The organism is Vibrio sp. HI00D65 (genome assembly GCF_001635455.1).
Classification (GTDB): Bacteria; Pseudomonadota; Gammaproteobacteria; order Enterobacterales; family Vibrionaceae; genus Vibrio.
Genome location: NZ_LWEH01000268.1, coordinates 1 through 545, shown reverse-complemented (window position 1 = coordinate 545; position 545 = coordinate 1). Strand labels below are relative to the sequence as shown.

Annotated in this window: 2 protein-coding genes; one reads left to right on the top strand and one right to left on the bottom strand. The window is 40.9% G+C overall.

The genetic code is table 11. The annotated features are described in order from the left end of the window. On the bottom strand, positions 1 to 216 hold a 216-nt coding region (locus A3712_RS18635), incomplete at its 3' end, for a hypothetical protein (protein WP_157618805.1). A gap of 144 nt (positions 217 to 360) precedes the next feature. Here A3712_RS18635 and A3712_RS28415 point away from each other — a divergent pair. After that, a partial coding sequence (locus tag A3712_RS28415) for a hypothetical protein (RefSeq protein ID WP_231891839.1) occupies positions 361 to 545 on the top strand: 185 nt, incomplete at its 3' end.

Here is a 545-nt window from a genome sequence, read left to right as displayed (position 1 = left end):
GAGTAAGTCCTGATCCCAAACGTGATCACGCTTGATCTCAACGCTTATGCCGCTGATGGTTTTCTGTCCACCTTCGTTGCTCAATAGGAGTTTTTGTTGTGCAAGCTCTTCTGTATTTAGAAGTTGTTGCTCGAGTTTCTTGATGTGTGTATCAAGTTCTCTCTTCTTCTGTTTCGCACCTTCGAGTTGGTACGCCAAAGACACTGCTTCTTCCATATCTCAATCTCTCTTCTCTCAACAAAACGGAATTTGCCACATACGAAACAAAAGCGCAACTCATTTCATAATTTTTTTCATAAAATGTTTTTGTTTCCCATGAGTTTGGCGTAACATGGCTGAAAACTGATGGAGATTTAACCTGTGGCCACTGATATAAAAATAGAAACTATAGAGGATTTGCCTCCCAAAAAATCTAGAGGCAGAGGCAAATGGCAACAGAGAATAAAAGAACTAGAAGTCGGCACGGTCTTTACGATCGAGGATGACAGTGATCAATCAGCCATATCTAAATACAGATCAATAAGAACGGCAGCACAAACGCTAGG